At 65.0% G+C, this 21,657-nt stretch carries 21 protein-coding genes and 1 tRNA gene; 11 read left to right on the plus strand and 11 right to left on the minus strand.

Going from position 1 to position 21,657, the window contains the following annotated elements; all coding sequences use genetic code 11:
* Positions 1-2: 2 nt before the first annotated feature.
* A tRNA-Leu gene (locus SMD14_RS06135) sits at positions 3-76 on the plus strand.
* A gap of 212 nt (positions 77-288) precedes the next feature.
* Positions 289-1,644, plus strand: coding sequence for an ABC transporter substrate-binding protein (locus SMD14_RS06140; RefSeq protein WP_157238741.1), 1,356 nt, complete (start codon positions 289-291; stop codon positions 1,642-1,644).
* Positions 1,645-1,709: 65 nt separating this feature from the next.
* Here the strand turns inward: SMD14_RS06140 and SMD14_RS06145 are convergent, their stop codons facing one another.
* The 4 genes from SMD14_RS06145 to SMD14_RS06160 are packed head-to-tail and all read right to left on the minus strand — an operon-like array spanning position 1,710 to position 5,808.
* Positions 1,710-2,483, minus strand: a complete 774-nt coding sequence (locus SMD14_RS06145) for an ABC transporter ATP-binding protein (RefSeq protein WP_321215718.1) — start codon at positions 2,481-2,483, stop codon at positions 1,710-1,712.
* Positions 2,480-3,550, minus strand: a complete 1,071-nt coding sequence (locus tag SMD14_RS06150) for an ABC transporter ATP-binding protein (RefSeq protein ID WP_157238739.1) — start codon at positions 3,548-3,550, stop codon at positions 2,480-2,482. The genes SMD14_RS06145 and SMD14_RS06150 overlap by 4 nt, the downstream gene beginning before the upstream one ends.
* On the minus strand, positions 3,547-4,515 hold the full coding sequence (locus SMD14_RS06155) for a branched-chain amino acid ABC transporter permease (protein ID WP_157238738.1): 969 nt from the start codon (positions 4,513-4,515) through the stop codon (positions 3,547-3,549). Before SMD14_RS06155 ends, SMD14_RS06150 begins: the two co-directional genes overlap by 4 nt.
* A 9-nt stretch (positions 4,516-4,524) precedes the next feature.
* Positions 4,525-5,808 carry a branched-chain amino acid ABC transporter permease gene (locus SMD14_RS06160; RefSeq protein ID WP_321215719.1) on the minus strand — a complete coding sequence of 428 codons (1,284 nt, stop codon included), beginning with the start codon at positions 5,806-5,808 and terminating at the stop codon, positions 4,525-4,527.
* A 360-nt stretch (positions 5,809-6,168) separates the two neighbouring features.
* Here SMD14_RS06160 and SMD14_RS06165 point away from each other — a divergent pair, with 360 nt between their 5' ends.
* Entirely contained in the window at positions 6,169-7,053 is an 885-nt protein-coding gene (locus SMD14_RS06165; RefSeq protein ID WP_157238736.1) for a Bax inhibitor-1/YccA family protein, read from the plus strand.
* Between the two features lie 94 nt (positions 7,054-7,147).
* Here the strand turns inward: SMD14_RS06165 and galK are convergent, their stop codons facing one another.
* Positions 7,148-8,335, minus strand: coding sequence for a galactokinase (galK, locus tag SMD14_RS06170; protein ID WP_321215720.1), 1,188 nt, complete (start codon positions 8,333-8,335; stop codon positions 7,148-7,150).
* Positions 8,332-9,486, minus strand: a complete 1,155-nt coding sequence (gene galT / locus SMD14_RS06175; RefSeq protein ID WP_321215721.1) for a galactose-1-phosphate uridylyltransferase — start codon at positions 9,484-9,486, stop codon at positions 8,332-8,334. Before galT ends, galK begins: the two co-directional genes overlap by 4 nt.
* A 101-nt stretch (positions 9,487-9,587) precedes the next feature.
* Between galT and SMD14_RS06180 the strand changes: the two genes are divergently transcribed.
* Genes SMD14_RS06180 through SMD14_RS06195 form a run of 4 tightly spaced genes read left to right on the plus strand, consistent with a single transcriptional unit; the run spans position 9,588 to position 13,792 of the window.
* A complete protein-coding gene (locus tag SMD14_RS06180; protein WP_321215722.1) occupies positions 9,588-10,547 on the plus strand; it encodes an aldose 1-epimerase family protein in 960 nt (319 codons plus the stop codon).
* A 39-nt stretch (positions 10,548-10,586) separates the two neighbouring features.
* Positions 10,587-11,921, plus strand: coding sequence for an AI-2E family transporter (locus tag SMD14_RS06185; protein WP_321215723.1), 1,335 nt, complete (start codon positions 10,587-10,589; stop codon positions 11,919-11,921).
* Positions 11,922-11,924: 3 nt separating this feature from the next.
* Complete coding sequence (gene ilvA, locus SMD14_RS06190; RefSeq protein ID WP_321215724.1) at positions 11,925-13,163, plus strand: threonine ammonia-lyase; 1,239 nt, start codon at positions 11,925-11,927, stop codon at positions 13,161-13,163.
* Positions 13,164-13,171: 8 nt separating this feature from the next.
* On the plus strand, positions 13,172-13,792 hold the full coding sequence (locus SMD14_RS06195; RefSeq protein WP_157238733.1) for a rhomboid family intramembrane serine protease: 621 nt from the start codon (positions 13,172-13,174) through the stop codon (positions 13,790-13,792).
* Between the two features lie 70 nt (positions 13,793-13,862).
* Here the strand turns inward: SMD14_RS06195 and greA are convergent, their stop codons facing one another.
* Both greA and SMD14_RS06205 read right to left on the minus strand, forming a co-directional pair.
* A complete protein-coding gene (gene greA, locus SMD14_RS06200) occupies positions 13,863-14,357 on the minus strand; it encodes a transcription elongation factor GreA (RefSeq protein ID WP_321215725.1) in 495 nt (164 codons plus the stop codon).
* 192 nt (positions 14,358-14,549) lie between these two features.
* Positions 14,550-15,002 carry a DUF4307 domain-containing protein gene (locus SMD14_RS06205; protein ID WP_321215726.1) on the minus strand — a complete coding sequence of 151 codons (453 nt, stop codon included), beginning with the start codon at positions 15,000-15,002 and terminating at the stop codon, positions 14,550-14,552.
* A 123-nt stretch (positions 15,003-15,125) separates the two neighbouring features.
* Between SMD14_RS06205 and mca the strand changes: the two genes are divergently transcribed.
* Together mca and SMD14_RS06215 are read left to right on the plus strand one after the other, a co-directional pair.
* On the plus strand, positions 15,126-16,031 hold the full coding sequence (mca, locus tag SMD14_RS06210) for a mycothiol conjugate amidase Mca (RefSeq protein ID WP_157238730.1): 906 nt from the start codon (positions 15,126-15,128) through the stop codon (positions 16,029-16,031).
* 98 nt (positions 16,032-16,129) lie between these two features.
* Positions 16,130-16,474: a hypothetical protein gene (locus SMD14_RS06215; RefSeq protein ID WP_321215727.1), complete on the plus strand. Its 345-nt coding sequence runs from the start codon at positions 16,130-16,132 to the stop codon at positions 16,472-16,474.
* A gap of 58 nt (positions 16,475-16,532) precedes the next feature.
* On the opposite strand, the gene trhA is transcribed toward SMD14_RS06215, so the two are convergent.
* Positions 16,533-17,276 carry a PAQR family membrane homeostasis protein TrhA gene (gene trhA / locus SMD14_RS06220; RefSeq protein ID WP_409339712.1) on the minus strand — a complete coding sequence of 248 codons (744 nt, stop codon included), beginning with the start codon at positions 17,274-17,276 and terminating at the stop codon, positions 16,533-16,535.
* Between the two features lie 150 nt (positions 17,277-17,426).
* Between trhA and SMD14_RS06225 the strand changes: the two genes are divergently transcribed.
* Together SMD14_RS06225 and SMD14_RS06230 are read left to right on the plus strand one after the other, a co-directional pair.
* Positions 17,427-18,188: an isoprenyl transferase gene (locus SMD14_RS06225; RefSeq protein ID WP_321216230.1), complete on the plus strand. Its 762-nt coding sequence runs from the start codon at positions 17,427-17,429 to the stop codon at positions 18,186-18,188.
* 239 nt (positions 18,189-18,427) lie between these two features.
* Complete coding sequence (locus SMD14_RS06230) at positions 18,428-19,846, plus strand: PhoH family protein (RefSeq protein ID WP_321215728.1); 1,419 nt, start codon at positions 18,428-18,430, stop codon at positions 19,844-19,846.
* Positions 19,847-20,004: 158 nt separating this feature from the next.
* Here SMD14_RS06230 and SMD14_RS06235 read toward each other — a convergent pair whose 3' ends face one another.
* Together SMD14_RS06235 and SMD14_RS06240 are read right to left on the minus strand one after the other, a co-directional pair.
* Complete coding sequence (locus tag SMD14_RS06235) at positions 20,005-20,652, minus strand: GNAT family protein (RefSeq protein ID WP_321215729.1); 648 nt, start codon at positions 20,650-20,652, stop codon at positions 20,005-20,007.
* A gap of 43 nt (positions 20,653-20,695) precedes the next feature.
* Complete coding sequence (locus tag SMD14_RS06240; RefSeq protein ID WP_409339720.1) at positions 20,696-21,382, minus strand: hypothetical protein; 687 nt, start codon at positions 21,380-21,382, stop codon at positions 20,696-20,698.
* Positions 21,383-21,657: the final 275 nt, after the last annotated feature.

Genomic DNA, 21,657 nt, shown 5'->3' on the forward strand with positions numbered 1-21,657 from the left:
GCGCCCCAGTAGCCCAATTGGCAGAGGCAGCGGACTTAAAATCCGCGTGTTGTGGGTTCGAGTCCCACCTGGGGTACAAAAGCAGGCCAAGGGCCCAAGAAACGGAAGCCGCCCGCACGCAGCGGGCGGCTTCCGGCGTTTAATTCCACATATGCAACTACTGTTATAAGGATGTGACCTCAGTCACTTATCTTCCCCGTGTATATGCATTAGCTTGAAACTAAATCAGGAACACCTGGTTTTTTCGTGTCAAAGGCCGTTCGCACCTTTAGATCGAGGAGCTCGTAAATGACTTTATTCCCCCAGGCGGGAACCCGTGTTGCCAAGCTGACAGCGCTTGGCATCGGCGTTGCCTTCATGGCAACGGCATGCGGCGGTTCGTCCACACCCACGGCAACCGAATCTTCCGCCACCGGATCTGCGGCAGGAATCGCGTGTCCGGCAGCTGAGGGCGGCGGAGGCGCGGCCGCCAGCCAGGCTGCCGACACCCCCTCGGTGCCGCCGTCAACCGCCACTACTGAAACCCCGCTGCGGATTGGCTCGCTCCTTCCCACCACCGGCTCGCTGGCCTTCCTCGGCCCGCCCGAAATCGCCGGCGTCAACCTTGGCATCGAGGAAGTCAACAAGGCGGGCGGCGTCCTGGGCAAGCCGGTCGAAGTAATCCACCGCGACTCCGGTGACACCAAGACCGACATCGCCACGCAGTCCACGTCCGCGTTGCTGGGCCAGGGGGTCAGTGCCATCATCGGTGCAGCGTCCTCCGGTGTATCCAAGACGGTCATCAACCAGATCACCGGCGCCGGTGTCATCCAGTTCTCACCGGCCAACACCTCCCCGGACTTCACCACGTGGGATGACAAGGGCCTGTACTGGCGTACAGCGCCTTCCGACGTTCTCCAGGGCAAGGTGCTCGGCAACTACATGGCCACCTGCGGCGCGCAGACCGTGGGCATGATCGTCCTCAATGACGCGTACGGAACCGGGCTGGCCAAGAACATCAAGTCGGCCTTTGAATCGGCCGGCGGCCAGGTTGTGGCAGAGGAGCTCTTCAATGAGGGCGATACCCAGTTCAGCAGCCAGGTGGACAAGGTCATTGCCGCCAAGCCCGATGCCATCGCCCTGATCACCTTTGACCAGGCCAAGAGCATCGTCCCGCTGATGACGGGCAAGGGCGTCAAGCCCACCCAGATGTTCCTGGTGGACGGCAACACCTCCGACTACAGCAAGGACTTCCAGGCGGGCACCCTGAAGGGCGCGCGGGGCACCATCCCGGGCACCTTCGCCCAGGAGAACTTCAAGAAGAAGTTGCTGGCCATCGACCCCGCCCTGAAGGACTACAGCTACGCCGGTGAATCCTACGATGCCGTCAACCTGATCGCGCTGGCAGCCGAGTCGGCGAAGAGCACCAAGGGCGTGGATATTGCAGCCAAGCTCAAGGAAGTCTCTCAAGGCGGCGAGAAGTGCACGTCCTACGCCTCCTGCGTCACGCTGATCCGTGCGGGCAAGGATGCGGACTATGACGGCCAGTCCGGCCCGGTGACGTTCTCTGACGCCGGTGACCCGACGGAAGCCTACATCGGCATCTACGAGTACCAGGATGACAACAAGTACAAGGCAGTCAAGGAAGAGTTCGGCAAGCTCTAACAGCCCCGCCTGATACACAAAGGAGCCCCCGTCCAAGAGGACGGGGGCTCCTTTGCGCGGTGGTGCTATTCGACGGTGTCGGCCAGCGTCCCGAGGTAGAGCTGGATGACTTTGGGGTCCTTCATCAGCTCGCGGCCGGTGCCGGTGTAGGCGTCCCGGCCCTGGTCCAGGACGTAGGCGCGGTCGCAGATCTGCAGGCAGCGCCGGGCGTTCTGTTCCACCATGATCACCGAGACCCCTGCGCGGTTGATCTCATGGACGCGCAGGAAGGTCTCGTCCTGCTTGACGGGGGAGAGGCCCGCGGAGGGCTCATCAAGCAGCAGCACGGCCGGGTCCATCATCAGGGCACGGCCCATGGCCACCATCTGGCGTTCGCCGCCGGAGAGCGAGCCGGCCCGCTGCGCGCGCCGCTTGCCCAGTTCCGGGAACAGGCCGGCCACGAAGTCGAACCGTTCGGCGAAATCCTTGGGCCGCTGGAACATGCCCATCTGCAGGTTTTCCTCGATGGTCAGCGTGGCGAACACATTGTTGGTTTGCGGGACGAAGCCCACCCCGCGGGACACCAGCTTGTTCGCCTTCAGCCCGGTGATGTCCTGGCCGCGGACCACCACCGTGCCCGAATGGACCTTCACCAGGCCGAACATCGCCTTCAGGAGGGTGGACTTGCCGGCGCCGTTGGGGCCGATGATGCCGATCAGTTCGCCTTTGCGGGCCTCGATGCTGCAGCCGTTGAGGATATTGACTCCCGGCAGGTATCCCGCCACAAGGTCGGTGACCTTGACCACCGAATCCCCGTCAATGACCGGGTATGCGGCCGGTGCCGCGCTGGTGCTGCTCATTGGCTGTCCTTCCCTGTGTTGCCTGTGTCCGTGCTGCCGTGGCGGCCCCGGGCCCCGCCCGGGCGGTCCTCGTCCGCCTCCTTGGCCACAACGTCGAGCGAGATGATGCCCGCATTTTCCGTTCCGACGATCGATTCCTCGTCCGCAACAAGTTCGGCTGCAAGCTCCTTGAGGCCTTCGGAGTCACCGAGGTCGACGTCGTGGTGTGCACCCAGGTAGGCGTCGATGACGGCAGGGTTCTTCATCACTTCGCCGGGCGGGCCTTCCGCGACCACCTTTCCCTCGGCCATGACCACAACCCAGTCTGCGATGTGGCGGACCATATGCATGTCGTGTTCCACGAACAGGACTGTCATGCCTTCGGCTTTGAGGTTCTTGATGTGGTCCAGCAGCGACTGGGTCAGGGCCGGGTTGACGCCTGCCATGGGTTCGTCAAGCATCACCAGCTTGGGCCGCACCATGAGGGACCTGGCCATCTCCAGGAGCTTGCGCTGGCCGCCGGACAGCGACGCCGCGTAGTCGTCCTTCTTGGCGTCGAGCTTGAACTTCTCCAGCAGCACGTCGGCTTCGCCGGTGATTTGTTTCTCCCGGCCGCCCCACATGCCTTTGAACAGCGCCTTGGACAGCCGCTCGCCGGGCTGGTTTGCCGCACCGAGGCGCATGTTTTCCATCACGGTCAGCTTGCCCATGACCTTGGTGAGCTGGAAGGTGCGCACCATGCCCATCCGCGCCACCTTGTAGGGAGACACTCCGGCGAGGCTCTTGCCTTCGAACTGCCACTTACCGGTATTGGGTGTGTCGAAGCCGGTGAGCAGGTTGAAGAGGGTGGTCTTGCCCGCGCCGTTGGGGCCGATGAGCGCCGTGATCTTGTGGCGGGGGATTTCGAGGTACTCGACGTCCACCGCATTGATGCCGCCGAAGCTGCGGGTCACATTTTCCGCCACCACGATGGGGTCGCGCTTTTTGCAGCCGGGCCCCACTTCTCCGGCCGCGATGGGCCGGGTGTCGGTCATGTAGTCCAACTCGCCCGTACCGGCCGGTGTGGGTTCTTCGCTGTGCATGCTCATGCGAACGCCAGCTCCTTCTTGTTTCCAAAGACGCCCTGGGGCCTGAAGATCATCAGCAGCATCAGGGCGACGCCAACCAGGATGTAGCGCAGCTGGCCGGCCTGGACCGTGTTCAGCCACGTGATGGCCCCTGACTCGATCAGGCCGTAGAGGATGCCTTGGGTCAGTGACAGCACGACCCAGAAGATCATCGCGCCGATGACCGGTCCGAGCACGGTGCCCAGGCCTCCCAGCAGGAGGCAGGTGTAGAGGAAGAACGTCAGCTCAGTGCCGTAGTTGGCCGGCTGCACCGCTCCGCGGGGGAGGGTGAAGATCATGCCGGCGAGTGCGCCAAGGACGCCGCCGATAATGAGTGCCTGCATCTTGTAGGCATAGACGTTCTTGCCCAGGGACCGGACCGCGTTCTCGTCTTCGCGGATGCCCTTGAGGACGCGTCCCCAGGGGCTGCGCATCAGCAGCCACACCAGGGTGCAGCAGAGGGCTACCAGTGCCCAGCCCACCACGCGGATGAAGAAGTCTCGGTTGTTCATGCCGAAATAGGAGCCCTCAGGGAACGGGTTCATTGCGTAGAACCCGCCTTCGAAGGCCGCCAGCCCGTTGGCCGATCCCGTCACCGAGGTGAGCTGGTTGGTGGTCACGATGTACCGGACGATTTCCGCCGCTGCAATGGTCACGATGGCGAGGTAGTCTGCCCGGAGCCGCAGGGTGGGAATGCCGAGAAGCAGCGCAAAAATTGCGGAGGCAATGATGGCGATCAGCAGTCCCACGAAGAACGGGACACCGAAGGTGAGGGTGGAGATGGCGAAGCCGTAGGCTCCCACCGCCATGAAGCCGGCCTGGCCGAAGTTCAGCAGGCCGGAGTAGCCGAAGTGCACGGCGAGCCCGAGCGCGGCCAGGGCGTATGCGGCCGTCGTCGGGCTGAAAATTTCACTTGCAGCGCTGGCAAGAATGAATCCAAAATCCATGGCTGTCTCCTAACCCACGCGCTCGCGCCGGCCCAGGATTCCCTGCGGCCGGAACAATAGGACAACGATCATGATGAACAGGGCACCCACGTACTTAAGGTCCGCGGCAAGGCCGAACACGGTGGTCAGCTCCACGAAGATGCCCACGATGACGGAACCGATCAGGGCGCCGAAGACCGTGCCGAGGCCGCCCAGGGTGACGCCGGCGAAGATCAGCAGGAGGATGGCCGAGCCCATGTCGAAGGTGACGCCGGGACGGTAGTAGGCCCAGAGGATGCCACCCAGGGAGGCCAGCATGCCGCCGGTGATCCAGACGATCCGGATGACGGAGTCGACGTCGATGCCCGAGGCGGCCGCAAGGGCAGGGTTGTCGGCTACCGCACGGGTTGCCTTGCCCAGCCTGGTCTTCAGCAGCACGATGCCGATCAGGGCGATCACCACCGCGCTGATCCCGAGGGACCAGAGGTTGTTGGGCGAGATGGAAACCGGGCCCAGCTGGATTTCGGGGCTCTGTGCGAACGGCAGCTGCTGGGTGGCACCGCCGAAGTAGAACTGGATGACATACCGGACGGCAAGTGCAAGTCCGATGCTGACGATCATCATGGGCACCAGGCCGGTGCCGCGCCGGCGCAGCGGCCGCCACAGGCCCCGGTCCTGGGCATATCCGAACAGGCCGCCGCCCAACAGGGACAGGATCAGGGCCAGCCAGAAGGGAAGACCGATGGCGTTGAAGGCAAACACCAGCACCGCTCCAAGGGTGACCATCTCGCCGTGGGCGAAGTTGGTGAGCCCGGTGGTGCCGAAAATCAGGGACAGGCCAACTGAGGCGAGGGCAAGGAGAAGGCCGAAGCTCAGGCCGGCCACGAGGCGGTTGAGCAGGTTTTGGCCGAAGTCCTGCTGCTGCACCACGATGCCCTTGCCGAAGGCGAAGATCACAGACAGGTTTGAGGTCTGGCTGAAGGTCACCTGGCGCGGATTCTCCTGGCCATCAGCCAGCTTGATGCCCTCGGGAAGGGTCGATTCGTCCAGTTCCACCGTGTACGTGCCCTGATCGGGGACGCCGATGTTCCAGGATCCGTTCGCGGACGATTTGGCCGTACCGGTGAAGCCGTCCTTCTTGGCCGTGATGGTCACATCCGCCAGGGGTGCGCGGGTGTCATCGCGGAGAAATCCACTGATGTTGTTTTGGAATGTCTGGTTCGACGGGGATGGTGTCGGAGCCGGGGAAGTGGCCTGCGATGCCGGTGCTGCCACGAGAAGGATTGCCAGGATGGAGGCGCTTACGGCTCCCATTAACCTCAGCAACCCACGGCGTCCTCCGGCCGGCCGGCCTTGGGGTGTACTTCTCAAATTGAAAAACCTCCACTTGGGGGGCGGTCTCGGCTGCGCCTTTGCAGCCGTTGCGAACGGATGCAGGGAGGGGATGGTGCCAATCTGGCGCGGCACCGCACGTGTGTGAGTTCCGTCACCCTGCTTGGCTTATGGTACAGCGCGGATGTTGCGGGAAATGCCGAGGTTCAGGCGCCGATGGTAGCGATCGGATAACAACTCCGCCGTCCTGACGGGGGCGGGGAACTTTCACGGGTGCAATTACGTGAGAATTGGTACCGTAAACCTTAAGGTTTCAACACATCCCTATGGAGGAATCCAGCAATGGCACTTGGCGGCAACCCGATCTTCAACGGAAAAAGCTTCCGTGGAGCCACCCAGGCACCGCCTGTCCCGCAGGCTCCCTACGGACACGCACCCTATGGCCAGCAGCCGTACGGGCAGGCACCCTACGGCCAGCAGGCATACGGCCAGCCACAGAACATGACCACTGAGCAGCTGCAGCAGATGTACAGCCAGCCCGCTGCGGGCCCGGCGGACACCGGCAGGATGACCTTCGACGACGTCATCGTCAAGACCGCCGCCTGCCTCGGAGTGCTGCTCGCCGGTGCCGCGGTGACAATGTTCGTCAGCATGGGCCTGGCTTCGCTCCTGATGATCGTTGGCGCGCTGGGCGGCTTCGTGCTTGCCCTGGTCAACACTTTCAAGAAGCAGCCGTCGCCGGCACTGATTCTTGCCTACGCAGGCCTTGAAGGCCTCTTCCTCGGCGGCCTCACCCGGGTCCTGGACACCATGTACCCGGGAGTGGGGCTTCAGGCTGTGCTCGGCACGCTGTCCGTGTTCACGGTGACGCTGCTCCTGTTCAAGAGCGGCAAGGTGCGCGCCACCCCGAAGGCCATGAAGTTCTTCATGATCGCTTTGGTTGGCTACGCCCTCTTCTCCGTCGTGAACCTCGTCATGATGATGACCGGCCTGACATCGGAACCCTTCGGGCTGCGCAGCGGCATCATCGGCGTCGCCATCGGCATCCTGGCCATCGGCCTCGCGGCATTCTCCCTGGTCATGGACTTCACCAGCATCGAGGAGGGCGTCCGCAATGGCGCTCCCCAGCGCTTCTCCTGGACGGCCGCATTCGGCCTGACGGTCACGCTGGTATGGCTCTACGTGGAGATCATCCGCCTGCTGTCCATCCTGCGCGGGGAAGAGTAGCGCACAAGGCGGCAACCGCCGTCGGACCTTCCCAATAGCTGAGGGCCCCACCGTATGGTGGGGCCCTCAGCAGTTAACCGCACTGGGGCCGGCGCTAGGCGATCCGCCGGGCTCCCGCCGCGGGCGAGACCGCGAAGATGTCCGGCGCCTTGAAGCCGGCATCCGCGAAAGCAGTGGCGACGGCGTCACGCACCTTTTGCTCCAGGGCCACCGGGGTGAGCGCTATGGCCGCCCCGCCGAATCCGCCCCCGGTCATCCGTGCACCGATGGCGCCGCCGGCGCGGGAAGCGTCCACTGCCAGGTCCAGCTCGGGGCAGGAGATCTCGAAGTCGTCCCGCATGGACGTGTGGCTGGCATCCAGCAGGGGACCAATGGCCGCTGGCCCTTGGCTTGCCAGGAGCTCCACAGTCTGGAGTACGCGATCGTTTTCCGTGACCACGTGGCGGACGCGCCGGAACGTGACGTGATCCAGGAGGCCGCCGGCTTCCTCCAGATCGCCCACCTGCACGTCACGGAGCGCCTTGACCCCCAGCACCTCCGCGCCGAGTTCGCAGGATGCCCGCCGGGAGGCGTAGCCGCCGTCGGCATGCGAGTGCGAGACCTTGGTGTCGATCACGAGCATCACCAGGTCCGCCGGCCCTGTCTCGAAGGGAACCAGGCGCACGTTCTGGTCGCGGCAGTCGAGGAAGACCGCGTGGCCTTCCGAACCGCGGAGCGAGGCGGACTGGTCCATGATCCCTGTGGGAGCGCCGACGAACTCATTCTCGGCACGCTGTGTGGCCAGCACCATTTCGCGGGCTTCGAGCCCGGCCCCGGTCAGATCGTTCAGTGCCGAGATGACCGCACATTCAATCGCGTGGGAGGAGGACAGTCCGGCTCCGAGGGGGACATCCGAGTCCAGCAGCAGGTCAACGCCCGGGACAGCGATGCCTCGCTGTTGCAGGGCCCACATCACGCCGAGCGGGTATTTGGTCCATCCTTTGGCGGAGCCTGGCTCCAGGGAATCCAGCGTGGTGCTTACCATGCCTTGGTCGCCGTAGGTGGAGAGCAGGCGCACGGAGGAATCGGGGCGGACCCTGACGGCCACCCGGGCGGTGCGGTCGATGGCGAAGGGCAGGACGAAACCCTCGTTGTAGTCCGTGTGCTCGCCGATTAGGTTTACGCGGCCCGGCGCTTGCCAGATTCCGTCCGGAGCGCCGCCGAATTCCCGCGAAAACCGTGCTGCAAGGTCCTGGGTCCCGGCAGGCGCGCCCGTGGCCAGGGGATCCGGTGCGAGGTTCACGCGTGCGCTCCTTCAGGTGCGGCCGCTGCGGCGGCGGGGGTGGTGGAAAGCGGAAGGGTCACCGCGCGCAGCCGCTCCGCGACGCTTTCCGGGGTGGTGTCATTGATGAAGGCGCCCATGGCAGCCTCCGATCCTGCCAGGTACTTCAGCTTATCGGCCGCCCTCCGCGGGGAGGTCAGCTGGAGGTGGAGGTAGCCGGCGGGCCGCAGGACCGGATCCAGGGGAGCCTGGTGCCAGGCCGAAATGTACGGGGTTGGCGTGGGGTAGAGGCCGTCCACCCGCCGGAGCAGATCGAGGTAGACGCACGCGAGTTCGTCCTTCTCCTCGCCGCTCAGCGCCGCGAGGTCCGGGACCTGGCGGTGGGGCACCAGGTGGATTTCGAGCGGCCAGCGGGCGGCAAAGGGAACGTACGCGCTGAAGTTCTCCCCTTCCAGGACCATCCTGCTTCCGTCCTCCCGCTCGGAACGCAGCAGTGAGCCGGTGAGGGTGTCGCCGCCGCCCTGGGCATCGTAGAACCTTCGTGCTGCGGCGCCGAGGACGCCCGCGCGGGGGGTGATGTAAGGGTAGGCGTAGATTTGTCCGTGGGGGTGGTGGAGCGTTACTCCAATGTCCGCCCCACGGTTTTCGAAGGGGAAGACCTGCTTGATTCCGGGCAGCTCGCTCAGGGCCTGCGTTCGCTGCGCCCATGCCTCGATGACGGTACGGGACCGCTCTTCGCCCAGTTCGCTGAATGATCCGGTGTGGGCGGGTGTGAACGCCACTACCTCGCAGCGTCCGTACGCGGGACCCTTGGTACCCCACGATGCCTCGCCCGGTATCGGGCCCAGCGCGGGGCCAAGTGAGGGGAAGCGGTTTTCAAACACCACCACGTCGTAGTCCGAAGCCGGGATTTCAGAGGGGTTGCTGGGGGTGGTGGGGCAGATCGGGCACTGGTCCGCCGGCGGGAGGTGCGTTCGGGTCTGCCGGTGCGCGGCGACGGCAACCCACTCATCCGTCAGTGCGTCGTAGCGGACCTCGCCCGGTTCCCCCCTCGGGGGAAGCCCCCGGTGGTCGGTGGTGAATTCGGCGGCTCGCGGCTTGGGAGTCCCGGCGTCATCGAAATAGATGAGCTCCCTGCCGTCGGAGAGCGTGGTGCTCGTGATAGCTGTCATGAAAAAAGTGTGACACGTTCGATCAAAAAAGAATAGTTAACAACAAAATATAACATCGAGCCTGCTGCGGGCACGTGTCCGGCCGGGGTACGGTGTTGCCCATGACTTCCAGTTATCCCCGTGAATCCAACAGCGAGCCTGGCCTGCGGAGCTATGCCACCGGCAGGCAGTATGAGCTCCGCCGCGGCGATGCCCTGGCCGTGGTCACCGAACTTGCCGCCGGCCTGCGGTCTTTCAGCAGGGGAGGAACGCTCCTGACGGAAACCTACGGCGACGACCAGATCGCACCCGGCGCTGCCGGCATTACGTTGGCGCCGTGGGCCAACCGCGTGGAGGACGGCAAGTGGTTCCTGAACGGGAAAAAGCAGCAGCTGGACATCACCGAGGTGGCCAGGAACAACGCCAGCCACGGGCTGCTCCGCAATTCCGCCTATGCCCTAGTGGACGAGTCAGAGCACTCGGTTACCTTGGAGGCCACCATCTTTCCGCAGCACGGGTACCCCTTCCTGGCGCGGCACCGCGTGCAGTACCAGCTCGGGGATGACCTGGGGCTGGTGGTCCGCCAGACCCTGCTCAACGATGCCAAGGAGCCGGCACCCTTCGTCCTGGGCGCCCACCCTTACCTGCGGCTGGGTGACACGCCCGTCGAGGACCTGGTGCTGACCGTTGCTGCCGACACGCGCCTGGTGGCTGACGAGCGCCTCATCCCGCGCAGCACGGCAGCCGTCCAGGGCGAGACCGATTTCCGGGCCGGGCAGAACATCGCGGCGCTCGCCGTGGACGTCGCGCTGACAGGCCTGCACTTCGAAGCAGGGAAAGCCCGCCACACGCTCGCGGGGAAGGACGGCAGGAACGTGAGCCTCTGGCAGGACGAAGCCTGCCAATACGTCCACGTCTTCGTCAGCACCGAGTATCCCGGACGCAGCCGCGCGGTGGCCGTTGAACCCATGACCGGGCCGGCCAACGCCTTCAACTCCGGGGACGGCCTGCGCTGGCTGAACCCGGGTGAGTCCTTCACCATCGAATGGGGGATTGACTACACTCCGGGCAGCGAAGGGTAGCGGTTTCCGAATAAGCCCCGGCTGGGGAAGTATTATGCTATGACGCCAGCAGAGGATGCCGTTACCTCCCCCAGCCCTTCCCCAAGCCAGCAACTGCCTGCATTGAACCAGCCCCTGCGGGTCCTTGCGGACCGTGAACTGGACCGCGACATACCCTACGGCGTGCGGATCGCGGCGTCCTGGGCCTGGCGCCTGGGACTGATCCTCCTGGTGGGAGGTGCGCTGGTCTGGCTGCTGAGCAGGATCAGCTTCCTTATCATTCCGGTCATGGTGGCTGCCTTGCTCGCCGGGCTCCTGAGCCCGGTGGTGCGATGGCTCAAGAAAAACAGGCTGCCGTCCGGGCTGGCTGTGGCCGTCACCGTGCTGGGCTTCATCGGCCTGATCGCAGGATCCCTGGCGCTGGTGGGCAGGCAACTGGTCGCCGGTTTCGGGGAGCTCTGGTCCGAGGCGCTCGCCGGGGTCAAGCAGATCCAGGACTGGCTGGCTGACGGGCCGCTCCATGTCACGGCAGACCAGATGGACCAGTACCTGAGGGAAGCCACCACCGCCCTGCAAAACAACACCAGCAGCATTGTCAGCGGGGCCCTGTCCTTCGGCAGCACGGCGGGGCACTTTGCTGCCGGTCTCATCCTTGCTCTGTTCATCCTGATTTTCTTCCTCTTGGAGGGGGACCGGATCTGGGCGTTCCTGGTCCGTTTGCTCCCCAGGAAGGCCAGGGCAGCAACGTTCGGTGCCGGGCGCAAGGGTTGGGCATCAATGGTCAGCTACGCCCGCATCCAGATGTTTGTGGCCTTCGTTGACGCGGTAGGGATCGGAGTGGGCGCCGCCATTATCGGCGTCCCCCTGGCGCTTCCCCTGAGCGTGCTCGTTTTCATCGGTTCGTTCATCCCGATCGTCGGCGCCCTCGTGACCGGCGCCATCGCGGTCCTGCTGGCACTGGTGGCCAACGGCCCCATCAACGCCCTGATCATGCTCGGCATCGTCCTGCTCGTCCAGCAGTTGGAAAGCCACATCCTCCAGCCGCTCGTCATGGGCAAGGCCGTGGCCCTGCATCCGGTGGCAGTGATCCTGTCGGTGGCAGCGGGATCCTACCTTGCCGGCATTCCGGGCGCGCTCTTTTCGGTGCCCATCCTCGCCGTCGCAAACACTGCCATTCGCTACATCGCCGCCAGAACGTGGGAACATGAACAAGTGCCGGCATTCACCGGAGAGCCTTTGACGGCGGGCGCCGGAGTGGACAACACCATCCGGGACGTCCAGCCGCCGGCAGTACTCAGCCGCGGCAAGGGCGCCGCCGCCGGCACGAAAGCAGAACAACCTGATGCCCCTCCCGCTGCGGAACGGGGCGCCGGGGCCGAACCCAAAGGAGAATAGTCCGTGAACATCCTCGAAACCCTTCCCGTCACGCTGGACGATGTCCTGGAGGCGCAGAAGCTGCTCGACGGGATTATTGCGCGGACGCCGGTGGAATCATCCCGCGCCCTTGGAACCATGGTGGGCGGGGATGTCTTCTTCAAGTGCGAAAACCTCCAGCGGGCCGGATCGTTCAAGGTCCGCGGCGCGTACGTGCGCATGGCGCGGCTTTCCCCCGAGGAAAAGAAGCGCGGAGTGGTGGCTGCTTCTGCCGGCAACCATGCCCAAGGCGTGGCCGTTGCCGCCAAGAGCCTGGGAATCAAAGCCCGCATCTACATGCCGCTGGGCGTGGCGCTGCCTAAGCTGGCGGCCACCCGCAGCCATGGTGCCGAGGTGATCCTCCACGGCCACAACGTTGACGAGGCGCTCGCCGAGGCCCAGCGCTACAGCAACGAGACGGGAACCGTTTTTGTCCACCCCTTCGACAACGTGGACGTGGTGGCGGGCCAGGGCACGCTGGGCCTGGAAATCCTCGAGCAGGTTCCCAAAGTGGACACCATCCTCATGGGCGTCGGCGGCGGAGGGCTCCTGGCCGGGGTCGCCGTCGCTGTCAAAGCCAGGGCCAAGGAACTCGGGCGGAACATCCGCATCATCGGGGTCCAGGCCGAAAATGCCGCCGCCTATCCTCCCTCCCTCGCCGCGGATGCCCTGGTGCCCCTGAAGAAGGTCTCCACCATGGCTGACGGCATCGCCGTCGGCCGGCCCGGGCAGCTCCCCTTCAGCATCATCCGTGAGCTCGTCGATGACGTGGTGACGGTCAGTGAAGACTCGCTGGCCCGCGCACTGATCTTCCTGCTGGAGCGCGCCAAGATGGTGGTGGAGCCCGCGGGTGCAGTTGGCGTGGCAGCGCTGATGGACGGCAAGATCGAGAACCCGGGAACCACGGTAGCGGTCCTGTCCGGCGGCAACATCGACCCCATGCTCATGCTCAAGGTCATCCAGCGGGGCCTCTCCGCGGCTGGGCGCTACATGACGGTCCGCATGATGCTCGATGACCGGCCCGGTTCGCTGGCCACCATCGCCAGGATCATCGCCGAGAACGATGCCAACGTCACCGGCCTGGACCACACCCGCGTGGGTGGCGCCATCAGCATGGGGGACGTGTCCATCACGGTGAACCTTGAAACCAAGGGCCACGAGCACGGGGAACAGGTGCTCAGCGCCCTGCGTGCCGAGGGCTTCCAGCCCATCGTGGTGCACTAGGACGCCCCATGGCCGGACTGGCGGGAAACGGGAGCCTCGGGCAGCGGCGGACAGTCGCCGCCCGGGCCAAGGGCGGGCTGCTCGTGCTGGGCAGCTTCGTGGTGTTCCTCTTCGTCATCGAACTGTTCAACATGGTGATGCTGCGCTCGCTCAACGCGACGTTCGGACTCCGGCCCAGGACCGCCGACGGGCTGCTGGACATCTTCACTTTCCCGCTCCTGCACGCCAACCTGAACCATCTCCTGTCAAACAGCCTGCCCCTGGTCATCTTTGGCTTCCTGGTGTTCCTTTCGGGGCTCCGGGTATTCCTGACTGCCCTGGCCTTCAGCTGGCTGGGATCCGGCCTCACCGTGTGGCTGATTGGCGACGGCGGCATCACAGTGGGAGCGTCAGGCCTGGTGTTCGGCCTGTTTGCCTTTCTCCTGGTCCGGGGATTCATTAACCGCAGCTGGCGGCAGATCCTCCTGGCCGTGGTCCTCTTCATGGGGTACGGGAGCATACTGCTGGGGGTCCTGCCCATCGTGGCAGGCTACATCTCATGGCAGGCGCACCTCGGCGGGGCGGCCGGGGGAGTGGTGGCCGCCCTCCTGCTTCGCCGCCGCAGCCAGGCCATGGGTCCGGCGATCTAGGTTCCTGCCGCTTAACTGGAAACGCCGGCCGCCCCTTTCGGGACGGCCGGCGTTTCCAGGATATGGACGGCTATGCAGCGTAAGGCTTGGCGGAGAGGATCTCCACCTTGATGTCCTTGCCGTTGGGAGCCGTGTAGCTCAGGGTTTCGCCTTCCTTGTGTCCAAGAATGGCTGCCCCCAGGGGTGACTTCTCGCTGAATACGTCAAGATCGGAATCACCGGCGATTTCGCGGGAACCGAGCAGGAAAGTCTCTTCGTCGCCAGCGATCCTGGCAACGACGATCATGCCGGGCTCCACGATCCCGTCGTCCGCGGGAGCCGCGCCGACGTGGGCGTCACGGAGCAGCGCGGTCAGCTGGCGGATGCGGGCCTCGATCTTGCCCTGCTCCTCCTTGGCTGCGTGGTAGCCGCCGTTCTCCTTGAGGTCACCCTCCTGCCGGGCTGCTTCAATCTTCTGGACGATCTCTGCCCGGCCAGCGCCGGAAAGGTGGTCCAGCTCTGCCTTCAGGCGGTCAAAAGCTTCCTGGGTGAGCCAGGCTGCAGCTGCGCTGTTGGTGGTAGACACGGACTTCTCCTCTTGTGGTCCTACATGCAAAAGACCCCGCCACGGTGGCCACTTGTGGAACAGTAACCAGCTCAGCGGGGTAAAGGTATGCCTTCATTGTAGTCAATCCCTTGGAGTTAACCCAACAACGAAGCGGCGCACGTCACATGCTCCGGCCACTTTTTCAGGCGCCGGCCCCAGGCAACACCGGACTTATGTGTCAGCGGCCCAGCAGCTGTCCACCACCCCGGAGACGGACAGTGACTCCGTGCGTACGGGCACCCTCTGCGCAACTGTGCGGCCGCCGTCGGCTGTTCCGTCGGCCTGTGCGGGCGGAATGTCCACAACCTTCCACCCCACCACCGCGAACTTGGAGTCCAGTGCCTTGACGGCGCACTTGACGGCGGTTCCGGGCTCGCGCGTCACCTGGAAGTCAACTTCCGCAAGCGTGGCGTCCGTGGTGCTGTAGCCAATGTCCTTGAACGAAACGTCGGACAGCGACTGGGAGGTGGAAACCCAGGCGAGGAACCCGATTCCCGCGGCCAGCGCCGCACCGCCGATGGCGCGCCTGGCTCCTGGCTGCAGCCTGCGCTTTTTAGCACCATAGCGATTGGCTAGGCTAGTGTTTGCGGGCGCGGATTGGGCCGGCTGGTCCGGGGAAGTCACCAGACCAGTTTAGTGCCCTTTCCGGCGGAAGCTTGTTGGTCCCAGCCCGGGCCAGCGTCCGCCCGCCCAAGTGATCCGTCAAGCGCCCACAGGCCGCAGAAAAGAATAAGGAGCCGTCCCTCGATGACAGCGTCCAGCACCTCCCCGGCGCCGCTACGGCTGCTCGCGGTCCACGCCCATCCGGACGATGAGTCCAGCAAGGGCGCTGCGACGATGGCCAAATACGCCGCGTCCGGCGTGGACGTCCTGGTGGCCACGTGCACCGACGGGTCCCGGGGAGACATCCAGAACCCGGCAGTTGAGGGGGAGCCGCATCCCAAGCGGGACATGGCCGGCGCCAGGCGCCTGGAAATGGAACGGGCAGCGGCCATCCTGGGCATCAGGCAGCGGTGGCTGGGCTTCGTGGACTCGGGCCTGCCCGAGGGCGACCCCCTTCCGCCGCTTCCCGCCGGATCCTTCGCCACCCTGCCCCTGCACCAAGCGGCTGCGCCCCTGGTGCGGCTGGTCCGGTCCTTCAAGCCGCATGTCATCCTCAGCTACGACGAAAACGGCGGATACCCCCATCCGGACCACATCATGGCCCACCGGGTGGCAGTGGAAGCCTTCGAGTCCGCCGGTGACGGTTCGCGCTATCCGGACGCCGGCGAGCCCTGGGAACCCAGCAAGCTCTACTACGACAGGGCATTCAGTCCGGAGCGTTTCCGGGCACTGCATTTTGCCCTGGAGGAGGCAGGCCTCCAGTCTCCGTACGCCGAGCGGCTGGCAGCGTGGCTCGAAGCGGACGCGGAGGGCCATACCCCGCCTCCCGCCACCCACCCCACCACTACCCAGGTGGACTGCGGGGACTTCTTCGAAGTACGCGACGACGCGCTCCGGGCCCACAGGACCCAGGTGGACCCATTGGGGTTCTTTTTCGCCGTCTCGCCCGAGATGCAGCGCCGGGCCTGGCCGTGGGAGGACTACTCCCTGATTCACTCCAGGGTTCCCTCGGAGCTCCCCGAGCGGGATCTGTTCGCGGGGCTAAGATAGAAGCAGCCGGCAATTTCTATGTCGCGTAGAAGATAGGGTCCGGCGCCTCGCCGTCCCGCCGCGGCTTCTGCCACCCGCACCACAGAAGGTATACAACCGTGCATCACCTGCTCCTCAGCCTGGCCACCACCCCCACGCCCCTGCCCACGCCCACGCTGCGTGAGGGGATTTCCGAGGACCAGGTGACGCCCGGCCTGCTGGGCTTCATCATGACGGCGTTCTTCGTGGTTGCCACCGCACTGCTGATCGTGGACATGGTCCGGCGCATCCGGCGCGTGCGGTACCGGGCACAGGTGGAAGAGGACCGCATTGCTGCCGCAGCCGCGGCGGACGTGGAGGCGGCGGACGCCGCCCAGGATGCGTCCGGCGGGCAGGTGCCCGGCACCGTGCAGGGAACGGCCGACGGCGGGACAGGGCCCGTGCAGGGAGACCAGCGGCACTGACCATCCGCACCGGCTTCCCATGGAGTGCGGAGCCTTTCGCCCGCGGTGTTCGGCCGCGCTAGCTGAGGACCGCCATGGCTATGGCCGTGAAGTGTGCCGCGAAGGCCACCACGGTCAGGGCGTGGAACAGCTCGTGGAAGCCGAAGTGGTGGTAGCTGATGTTCGGTTTTTTCAGCGCATAGAACACGGCTCCGGTGATGTACAGGATGCCGCCCACGCAGATGAGGACAGCCGATGGAATGCTGGCCTGGAAAAATTGCGGCAGGTAAACGAGGGCGCCGCAGCCCAGGGCTATGTAGATGGGTACGTAGAGCCAGCGCGGGGCATCCGTCCACAGAAGCCGGAACAGCACCCCGAGGATGGCCCCGGACCAGATGACCCACAGCAGGAGGACCGCCTGGGGGCGCTCCAGCAGGGTCCAGGCCAGGGGCGTGTAGCTGCCGGCAATCACCAGCATGATGTTCGTATGGTCCAGCCGCTTGAGGACGATCTTAACCCTTGGCGACCAGTTGCCCCGGTGGTACACCGCGCTGACTCCGAACAGCAGGACGCCCGTTGCCGCGTAGACGGCGGACGTAATTTTGCGGTCCGTCGTGGGGGCAAGAACCACCAGCACGATTCCTGCCGCCAGTGCGAGCGGCGCCGTAACGGTATGGATCCAGCCCCGCCATTTCGGCTTGATCATCAGGAGTTCGGCCAGCCGGACGGCGGCGTCGTCCACAGCGTTTGTTTCGTGGCCTGATTCCGCCCTGCTGTCCTTGCGCTGCGGCGTCCGCGGGGCGTCCGGGGTGTCGCTGTTCATGCTCCCAGAATAACCTACGCCGCAGTAAGTTACTGATGAGTAGCTATGTGCGGAACGGCCTTCCGGAGCACGTCTGCAGGTCCTGGCCGCTCCGGACGGTAGCCTAGGATGTGCAAGTACGTACAGCAAGGAAGTCAGGTGAGTGAGCGCGTGGAGTTGCCCGGGTTCCTCTACGGCTTCTACGAGCGCAGGCTGCTCAAGGACCTTCCGCGTGACCGGATACCCCGGCACATCGGCGTGATGGTGGACGGGAACCGCCGGTGGGCGAAGCAGTTCAATGCCCCCACCAGCCAGGGCCACCAGGCGGGCGCAGACAAGATCCACGAGTTCCTTGGCTGGTGCCAGGAACTCGGGGTCAAAGTGGTCACCCTGTACATGCTGTCCACCGACAATATGAACAGGTCCAGCGAGGAACTGGACCTGCTGATGGGCATCATCGCCAACACCCTGGACCGCCTGGACGAGGACGCCAACATCTCGGTCCATGCGATGGGAGCCCCGGAGCTCCTGCCCGATTACCTGGCAGAACGGCTCAACAAGCTGACGGCGCGGACTCCCGTCAGGGAGAAGATCCATGTCAACGTGGCCGTGGGATACGGCGGCCGGCGGGAGATCGTCGACGCGGTGCGGGAACTCCTCCACGATGCCGTGGCGAGGGGAGCGGACATCTCCCAACTGGCCGACGACCTCTGCGTGGACGACATTTCCCGGTTCCTGTACACCCGCGGCCAGCCGGACCCGGACCTGGTGATCCGCACATCGGGGGAGCAGCGGCTCTCAGGCTTCCTGATGTGGCAGAGCGCCTACAGCGAGTTCTACTTCTGCGAGGCCCTGTGGCCCGCATTCCGCAAGGTGGACTTCCTGCGGGCCCTGCGCGACTACGCTGGCCGGCAGCGCCGCTTCGGCTCCTGACACATCCGGTTAATCACGAATTCATAGTCCCGCAACAGGAATCGCCGCGTAATGGTTGCGGAAATTAGTTGGCGTGGATTTACGTTATATCCATCAGCAGGCAAAACCGCCGGCTGATCGGGGAGGCCAGTACATGGAGCGAAACATCGCACCGGTTGTATGGGAGGCCGGACCCGGCCTCGTGGCCGAGCCGCCTCACCAATAACAATTCCGGGCTGGTGCCCGGGGCTGGAGTCGATGTGGCTACTTCTGAACAACTGCCCGAGGTCCTTTCCGACCAGGGAGAGAAAGCTACCTCTCGCGCCATGCGAGCCACCATACAAACCGGTGCGGCAGAAGATGCCGCGGCCGGTTTTGCTGTCTCCGGAAGGGAAGCCGCCATTAACACCTTCGTCATCGACACCTCCGTCCTGCTCTCCGACCCCCGTGCGCTGCTCCGCTTTGCGGAACACGAGGTGATCGTCCCGGTGGTAGTCATCACGGAACTGGAAGCGAAACGGCACGATCCCGAGCTTGGCTACTTCGCCCGGAAGGCGCTCCGGCTGCTCGACGACCTTCGGGTCAAACACGGCGGACTCAACCAGCCCATTCCCATCGGCGACGACGGCGGCTCCCTGATGGTGGAGCTCAACCACATCTCCTCCGAGGTCCTTCCGCTGGGATTCCGCAGCGGCGACAACGACAGCCGGATCCTCGCCGTGGCGAAGAACCTCGCCAACGAGGGCCGCAACGTCACCGTCGTGTCCAAGGACCTTCCGATGCGCGTCAAGGCTTCCGCCATGGGCCTCACCGCCGACGAATACCGCAACGAGCTGGTGAAGGATTCAGGCTGGACCGGCATCGCCGAAGTGGAAGTCGGCGAACAGGAGATCTCCACGCTGTACGGCCACGAGCCCGTCTTCATCCCCGCCGCCGCGGAGATGCCGGTCAACACCGGACTCGTGCTGCTCTCCAACCGCGGCTCCGCCCTGGGCAGGGTGGGGGCAGACAAGCAGGTCCGGCTCGTCAAAGGCGACCGCGACGTGTTCGGGCTCCACGGACGGTCCGCGGAGCAGCGGCTGGCCATCGACCTGCTGATGGATCCCGCCGTCGGCATCGTCTCCATCGGCGGCAGGGCAGGCACCGGCAAGTCCGCCCTTGCTTTGTGCGCCGGCCTGGAAGCAGTGCTGGAACGCCGAGAGCACCGCAAGGTCATCGTGTTCCGGCCCCTCTACGCGGTGGGCGGCCAGGAACTGGGCTACCTGCCCGGCTCCGAATCCGAAAAAATGAACCCTTGGGCGCAGGCGGTTTTCGACACCCTCGGCGCACTGGTCAGCCAGGAAGTAGTGGAGGAGGTCATGGACCGCGGCATGCTCGAGGTCATGCCGCTCACCCACATCCGCGGACGCTCCCTCCACGACGCCTTCGTGATCGTTGACGAAGCCCAGTCCCTCGAGAAGAACGTCCTGCTCACCGTCATGAGCCGCATGGGCCAGAACTCAAAGGTCGTGCTGACCCACGACGTCGCCCAGCGCGACAACCTCCGCGTCGGACGCCACGACGGCATCGCCGCCGTCGTCGAAACCCTGAAAGGACACCCGCTCTTCGGCCACATCACCCTGACCCGCTCCGAAAGGTCCCCGATCGCAGCCCTGGTCACCGAACTGCTCGAAGGCTAAGCGGGGGTGGCTGGAGGGCCGTGGTTCCGTTCGGCGGGCCACGGCCCTTCGCCGTCGCTTAGACACCTCCCGGCGCGCCGCTACGGTCGCTGGGCGACCTGCGCATCGCTCTGGTCGGCGATGCGCTCCTACGCGAAGGACCGTAACCCGCCTCGTGGTCAGGTCACCTTCAGGAAGTTCGCGGCTGCTTCGTGGCCCTCTACCTTGAGGGTCCAGTCGGGGCGCTTGAAGGAGTCCGGGGTGAGGCGGACGTGCTGGACTGTCTCGACTTGCGTGCCCCAGGCCTTTCTGGTGATGCCGTTGAGCTCGTAGCCGAGGGAGCGGGAGACGCCGAGGGAGGCTTCGTTCCAGCTGGCGGCCTCGGACTCGGCTACTTCTGCGCCCAGCCAGTCAAACGCGTAAAGGGCGACGGCGGCACGCATCTCCTTGCCAAATCCGCGGCCCTGCACTGACTGCTTGAGCCACGATCCCGTGCTGACCGTCTTGAGGGTGGCGAAGTCCTTGGCCCCGACGTCCTGGCAGCCGATGAACTCACCCCCGCGCCAGATGCCCAGCAGGAGGGTCCACGACTCGGGGGTGCACTCCGCGCGGCAGCGCCAGTACCAGCGGGCCATGTTCGGTCCAAGCTCTTCGGCCGGAAGCTCAGTCCATGGAGTGCTGAACGGGTTTCTGTCGCGGGCATGAATCCCGCTCTGCGCCGCTGCAACTGCCGCCGGAATCTCATGGTCCTGGATGGGGCGCAGCTCCAGCCGGGGCGTTGCCAGCGTGAGATCGAAGAGCGGCCACACGGTGTTCAGCGTCGTCATCCGCGAAGCCTAGCCGATGAGCCCGCATTGCGGCCTGTCACAGTCAGGCGGGGACATCCCAGCTGATGTGGCGCCGGACGTCCGTAAGGTTCATGGACTCGGCCAGGAACAGGTCGTCCAGCATGTACTCATCTACGGCGAGGATCCGCAGCCAGTGCCCGTACTGGTCCGTGTCGGATTCAAGGGAGCGGCTGGAAACACACACACCCGTTCCCAGGTCCACCCGGATCCGGCTGCGGCCCGGCAGGCACAGGGGAGCGGCAGGATCCACGGGATGGTAGGCGGCGGTGGGGGAGACGACGGCCTCGAGCGCGGGCCGGCCCTCATGCTCCCTACGGTGGATGTCGTGGAGTTCCATGGCGTTACTGCCCGGGAACTCGAGGGGCACGGGGGCGTTGCCTGCGAGTTCCACCGGGTCCAGGGCGGCGGAGAAGCGTCCGTTGCCGAAGCCCGGCTCGCCGTAGGCTGCTTCCGGGCGGCGCCGCACCAGCCCCAGGTCGTCGTAGACGGGCGTCACCAGATGGGGCGGGAGGAGCCAGGATCTCCGGGTGGAGCTGGTGTAAAGGCCGTCCTTTGAATCGTTGATTCCCGTGGTGCTGTGGAGGACCAGTCCCTCAGGGCTTTCGAGGCGGAGTGCCCCGGGCCGGCGCAGCCAGGCGCGGACAAGCGGAGCAGCAGGACTGGGGGCCTGTCTGATTATCTCCCCTTGTGGATCGTATGGGCTGGTCAGGAGCTGGTGCTGGTGTGAGCCACGTTGGGCACGTCGGTGCTGTTGTAGCTACTTCCATCAGTTCCAGAGGTCTTGTGCTGTTCGTAGTGTGGCTTTTGTCCAGAAATGGCCGTTTTTCTTCACGGCGTGGTTGGGCGGTTAGAGGTTCACATGAGGAGGGCTTGAGCGCGCAGCTTCAATGACGTCGTTTGGTGATGGCGCTAGTTCATTGATTTTCATGACTTAGCTCCCACCCCGCTGTAAGGGTCGGTCAGTGTGGCGGACGTGCGAAAGCG

Source organism: Pseudarthrobacter oxydans (genome assembly GCF_034258515.1).
Classification (GTDB): Bacteria; Actinomycetota; Actinomycetes; order Actinomycetales; family Micrococcaceae; genus Arthrobacter.

Bases quoted from the DNA above. Each gene is read 5' to 3' on its own strand.
- SMD14_RS06140 (WP_157238741.1), top strand. From the start codon at position 289: ATGACTTTATTCCCCCAGGCGGGAACCCGTGTTGCCAAGCTGACAGCG.
- SMD14_RS06145 (WP_321215718.1), bottom strand. From the start codon at position 2,483: ATGAGCAGCACCAGCGCGGCACCGGCCGCATACCCGGTCATTGACGGG.
- SMD14_RS06150 (WP_157238739.1), bottom strand. From the start codon at position 3,550: ATGAGCATGCACAGCGAAGAACCCACACCGGCCGGTACGGGCGAGTTG.
- SMD14_RS06155 (WP_157238738.1), bottom strand. From the start codon at position 4,515: ATGGATTTTGGATTCATTCTTGCCAGCGCTGCAAGTGAAATTTTCAGC.
- SMD14_RS06160 (WP_321215719.1), bottom strand. From the start codon at position 5,808: ATGGGAGCCGTAAGCGCCTCCATCCTGGCAATCCTTCTCGTGGCAGCA.
- SMD14_RS06165 (WP_157238736.1), top strand. From the start codon at position 6,169: ATGGCACTTGGCGGCAACCCGATCTTCAACGGAAAAAGCTTCCGTGGA.
- galT (WP_321215721.1), bottom strand. From the start codon at position 9,486: ATGACAGCTATCACGAGCACCACGCTCTCCGACGGCAGGGAGCTCATC.
- SMD14_RS06180 (WP_321215722.1), top strand. From the start codon at position 9,588: ATGACTTCCAGTTATCCCCGTGAATCCAACAGCGAGCCTGGCCTGCGG.
- SMD14_RS06185 (WP_321215723.1), top strand. From the start codon at position 10,587: ATGACGCCAGCAGAGGATGCCGTTACCTCCCCCAGCCCTTCCCCAAGC.
- SMD14_RS06195 (WP_157238733.1), top strand. From the start codon at position 13,172: ATGGCCGGACTGGCGGGAAACGGGAGCCTCGGGCAGCGGCGGACAGTC.
- mca (WP_157238730.1), top strand. From the start codon at position 15,126: ATGACAGCGTCCAGCACCTCCCCGGCGCCGCTACGGCTGCTCGCGGTC.
- trhA (WP_409339712.1), bottom strand. From the start codon at position 17,276: ATGAACAGCGACACCCCGGACGCCCCGCGGACGCCGCAGCGCAAGGAC.
- SMD14_RS06235 (WP_321215729.1), bottom strand. From the start codon at position 20,652: ATGACGACGCTGAACACCGTGTGGCCGCTCTTCGATCTCACGCTGGCA.